Annotated in this window: 1 protein-coding gene; it reads right to left on the reverse strand. The window is 72.2% G+C overall.

Translation table 11 applies throughout. From position 1 onward, the window contains the following. A partial coding sequence (locus IEZ13_RS45870; RefSeq protein ID WP_189285798.1) for a non-ribosomal peptide synthetase occupies positions 1-5,548 on the reverse strand: 5,548 nt, incomplete at both ends.

Below are 5,548 nucleotides of genomic sequence, written 5' to 3' on the forward strand. Positions count from 1 at the left end.
AGCATGCAACCCTTCGGGCGGCCGGTCGAACCGGAGGTGTAGATCGTGTAGATCACGCTGTCCGGCGTGGCGACCGTCGGCGGGTTGTCGGTCCGCCCTCCCGCCGTGTCGTCCAGGATGATCAACTTGCCGTTGAACACTTCGGCCAAACCGGGCGCCAGGTCAGGCGTCGTCACGACGATCTCGGCGCCCGCGTCCTGGACCACGTAGCCCAGGCGCTCCATCGGGTTCGCCGGATCGAGCGGCAGGTAACCGGCACCGGACTTGAGCACGCCCAGTAGGGCCGGCATCAGGTCGGCGCCACGCTCCAGGTGCACACCGACCAGGTCCTCCGGGCCCACACCCGCATCCCGCAGCAGCCACGCCAGCCGGTTCGCGCGGGCGTTGACCTCGCCATAGGTGAGACGGGACTCCCCCGCCACCACGGCCAGCGCCTCCGGGTTCTCCGCCGCACGGGCCTCGAAGAACTCGTGCGCCAGTCTTTCTTCGAACGGCCCGGCGACGGGCGGAACAACCACGGCGGCGCGCTCGGTCGGCGGCAGGTAGGTGGCCCGCGCGTCACCGCTCGTACCGTCGGCGGCCATGCCCTCCAGGACGGCCCGGTACATGCCGGCGATCCGTTCGATGTTCTCCCGGGACAGCAGGTGGGTGTTGCTGCGCAGGCCGAGGACGCCGCCGATGGCGGTCACCGCCAGCCCGAACTCCATGGCGGTCCGGTTGATGCCGTTGCCCTCGTCGACCACGTCACCGTCGTCGAGCAGGTGGAAGTCCAGGTAGCTGAAGAACGTGTCGATCAGGCGCTGCCCGGCCGAGGCGATCGCCGGCATCGGGTAGGACCGGTGCGGCCAGGCGGCCGCCTCGTCGTCGAACACCCGGCGCACCAGGTCGCCCCAGGTGGCGGCGTCGCGGGCGGACGGGTGCGGCAGCGTGGTGATGTACATGCCGATCAGCCGTTCGGAGCCCTGGACCTCGGGCCGGACGTGCCCGACCAGGCCGGTGAAGAACCTCTCCGCGCCGGTGAGCTGGCTCAGCACCTTGAGGTGGGCGCCGAGCAGCACCGCCTTGAACGGGACGCCGGCCGTGGCGGCCAGCTCACGCAGGCCGGGCTCCAGGTCCGAGAAGGAGAACCCGCCGTCGATCCGCTCGGCCGGCACGGTCAGGTCGCCGTGCCAGTCCTCCGGCAGGGTCAGCGGCTCGTACTCGCCGACCAGCCCGTTCCAGAACTCGCGGTCGGCGTCCGAGGCGAGCGAGGTCAGCTCGGCCGCGACCGTGTCGGCGAACCGCACCGGCGGCGCGTCGTAGCCGACCTCGGTCCCGTCGCGCAGCCCGCGCAGCGCCTCCACCAACTCCTTGAGCAGCTGGTGGTAGCTCCAGCCCTCCAGCAGCGCGTGGCTCTTGGTGAACGACAGCCGCCACGAGTCGTCGGTCTGCACGTGCACGTTGATCCGCAGCAGCGGCAGCGTCGTCGACAGGTCGAACGGGTCGCCCCGCTCGGCGGCGGCGAACGCCTCCAGCGTCCCCCGCAGCTCGGCCGGGTCGATGTCGCGCAGGTCGTGGCAGGCCACCGGGATGGTGACGTCGTGGTGCACGAGCTGCATCGGCACGCTGTAGCCGGTCAGGTCGACCGACGTACGCAGGATGTCGTGCCGCCGGGCGACCAGGGTGACCGCCTCGCGGAACAGGCCGGCGTCGAACGGCGCGTCGTCGCGGACCAGGAACGACGTGAAGTCGTGGTAGTTGGCCTGTGTCCCGGAGGCGAGCGTCTCGACGAGCATGCCGGTCTGCGTGCGCAGCAGCGGGTAGGCGTCGTCCAGGCCCTCCGGTAGCCGGGCCCGGTCGTCGTCGCTGATCAGCTCGAACGGGGCCACCGCACGTACCGGGGTGGGTTGAACGGTGTTGCCGGTCGCCGAAGCGCACAGCGCCGCCACCGTGGTGTGCTCGAAGACGTCCAGCACACCGACCGCGAAGCCGGCCGCCTGGAGCGCCCCGACCAGGCTGACCGCCCGGATCGAGTCGCCGCCCAGCTCGAAGAAGTCGTCCTCGACGCCGACCCGTTCCAGCTTGAGCGCGTGCGCCCAGATCGCCGCCATCCGCTCCTCGCCGGGCGTGCGCGGGGCGACGTACCGGTCATTGTCGTAGGTCTGCTCGCCGGGCGCGGGAAGCGCGCGGCGGTCGAGCTTGCCGTTGTTGGTCAGCGGGATCGTGTCGATCTCGACGAACGCGGCCGGGACCATGTACTCGGGCAGGGTGCGGGAGATGGTCTCGCGGATCGCCCGCGGGTCCGGGGTCTGCCCGTCGGCCGGCACCAGGTAGCCGACCAGGCGGCCGTCACCGCCGACCACGGTGACCGCCTCGCGGACGCCGTCGCAGGCGGCCAGCACCGCGCTGATCTCGCCGAGCTCGATCCGGAAGCCGCGGATCTTCACCTGGTCGTCGGCGCGGCCGAGGAACTCCAGGGTGCCGTCGGCGCGGCGGCGGGCCAGGTCGCCGCTGCGGTACATGCGGCTGCCGGCCGGGCCGAACGGGTCCGGCACGAACCGCTGCGCGGTCAGCGACGGGCGGCCCAGGTAGCCGCGGGCCACGCCCGGTCCGGCCACGTAGATCTCGCCGGTGACACCGAACGGCACCGGGTGCCCGGTCGCGTCGAGCAGGTAGACGGCGAGGTCGGAGAGCGGGTCGCCGACCCGGTTCATGCCGGGGTCGGCGATGTCCAGGCCGTCGAGCCGGTGGTACGTGGTGTGCACGGTGGTCTCGGTGATCCCGTACATGTTGACCAGCGCGACCCGTTCCAGGCCGACCCGGTCCACCCACGGCTTGAGCTCGGCCACCTCCAGCTTCTCGCCGGCGAAGACGACCGCGCGCAGGGCCAGCCGGTCGATCCGCTCGTCACCCTCGCCGGCCGCGGTGACGACCGAGCGGAAGGCGGTCGGCGTCTGCGACAGGACGGTGACCCGCTGGTTCAGCAGCAGGTCGAGGAAGTCCTCCGGGGAGCGGGCGACCGAGCGGGGTACGACGACCAGGCGGCCGCCGAACGCCAGCGCGCCCCACATCTCGAACACCGACACGTCGAAGGCGTACGAGTGGGCCATCGACCACACGTCGCTCTCGTCGAACGAGTAGTGCTCCTGCGCCGTGTCGAGCAGCCGGGTCACGTTGCGGTGGCTGAGCACCACGCCCTTGGGCCGGCCGGTCGAACCGGACGTGTAGATGGTGTAGATGACGCCGTCCGGGGTGGACACCCGAGGCGGGTTGTCGGTCCGGCCCTCCTCGGGCGTCATGATCAGCTTGCCGTCGAACACGTCGGCCAGTCCGGGCGCCAGCTCGGCCGAGGTGATGACGATGTCCGCGCCCGCGTCCTCCAGCACGTAGCCGAGGCGCTCCAGCGGGTTGGCCGGGTCCAGCGGCAGGTAACCGGCCCCCGACTTGAGCACACCCAGCAGCGTCGGGACCAGGTCCACGCCACGCTCCAGGTGCACGCCGACCAGGTCCTCCGGGCCCACCCCGGCGTCGCGCAGCAGCCACGCCAGACGGTTCGCGCGGGCGTTGACCTCGGCGTACGTGAGCTCCACGTCACCGGCGACCACCGCGATGGCATCCGGCTGCCCGGCCTCCCGGGCCTCGAACAGCTCGTGCGCCAGCGCGTCGGTCCCGGCACGGACGGCCGGCGGGGCCACCAGCGCGGCCCGCTCGGCCGGCGACAGGTAGACGGCCAGCGCGTCACCGCGGGCGCCGTCGGCGGCCATGCTCTGGAGCACGGCCCGGTACATGGCGGCCAGGTTGTCGGCGGCGGCGGTCGTCAGGTGGCGGCGGTTGGCGGTCAGGATCAGGTAGCCGGCCCGGGACGCGACGGTCAGCGGGAACTCGGTCGGGCTGTCGTCCATGCCCGAGGCCGCGTCGACCACCTCGGTGTCGAGCTGGCGGAAGTCCTGGTAGTTGAAGTAGACGTCCATGATCCGGCCGCTGCCCTGCCACTCGCGCAGCACGGCCGGCAGCGGGAAGCGGCGGTGGCCCCACAGGTCCACCTCGGCCGCGAACACGTCCCGGACCAGGTCACCCCAGGTGCGGGCGCCACGGGCGTACGGGAAGGGAAGGGTGTTGAGGAACATGCCGTACACCCGGTCGGCGCCGGTCACCTCGGGCCGGACGTCGCAGACCAGGCCGCTGTGGAACGACTCCTCCTCGGTGAGCTGGCTCATCACCTTGAGGTGGGCGGCGAGCATGACGGCCTTCATCGACGTGTCGGTCGCGGCGGCCAGCGCGCGCAGCCCGGACTCCAGGTCACGCCAGGAGAAACCGGTCTTGTACGGGGCGGCCGCCGGCGCCTCCGGGTCACCCCAGCCGGCCGGCAGGCTCAGCGGGGCGTGCGAGCGGACCAGGTCCCGCCAGTAGGCGCGGTCGTCCTCCGAATCCAGGGCGGCCAGCTCACCGGCGATCGCGTCGGCGAACCGGATCGGCGGCGCCTGCACCTCCTCCGGGGTGTTTCCGGCCTGCAGCGTGAGGTACGTGGTGACGAACTCCATGAGCAGCGAGTGGTAGCTCCAGCCCTCGAGGATCGGGTGGCACTCGACCAGCGAGAGCCACCAGCCGCCGAGACCGGTGGTGGTGTGCGCGTGGAACCGCATCAGGCCCGGGACGCTCATGTCGAACGGGTTGGCGCGCTCGCGGACCCCGAACTCCCGCACCTCGGTCCGCACCTGCTCGGCGGTCATCCCGGAGCAGTCCCAGACGTCGGTGGTCATCTCGGCGTGGGCGTGCACCAGCTGCATCGGCCGGGAGTACGCGGTCAGCTCGATCGAGGTGCGCAGGACGTCGTGCCGGGCCAGCACGATCCGCCCGGCCTCGGCGAACGCGCCCGGCAGGAACGGCTGGTCGTCGTGGATCCAGTACGCCGACACGTTGTGGTAGTTGTTCTGCCCGTCGTCGGCCAGCATCTCGATGACCATGCCGAGCTGGTTCTGGCCGAGCGGGTAGGCGTCGACGATGCCGTCCAGCAGCAGGGCCCGGTCCGCCTCGTCGATCAGCTCGAACGGCCGCACCGGCCGGTAGGCGGCGTCCGCGCTGGTCTCACCGGCGAACTCGACGAGCCGGGCCACCGTACGGTGCTCGAACACGTCCCGGACGCTGACCTGGTAGCCGGCCTCGCGCAGGGCGCCGACCAGCGCCACCGCCCGCATCGAGTCGCCGCCCAGTTCGAAGAAGCTGTCGGTGACCCCGACCCGGTCGGCGCCGAGCACGGCACGCCAGACCGCGGCGACGGCCTCCTCGGCGGGGGTACGGGGCGCCACGTACTCGCCCGCGCTCCGCAACTGGGCGCCGTCCGGGGCGGGCAGGGCCCGCTTGTCCAGCTTGCCGTTCGCGGTGAGCGGGATGGTCTCGATCTCGACCAGGGCGGCCGGGACCATGTAGTCGGGCAGGGTGCGGGCCAGCTCCTCGCGAACGGCGGCCCGGTCCAGGTCGCCCTCGGTGACCAGGTAGCCGACCAGCCGGTCGCCGGCCAGGACGGTGACCGCCTCACGGACACCCGCACAGGCCGAGAGGGCGGCGGAGA

Origin of the sequence: Actinoplanes campanulatus (assembly GCF_014647795.1) — a bacterium.
GTDB lineage: Bacteria > Actinomycetota > Actinomycetes > Mycobacteriales > Micromonosporaceae > Actinoplanes > Actinoplanes campanulatus.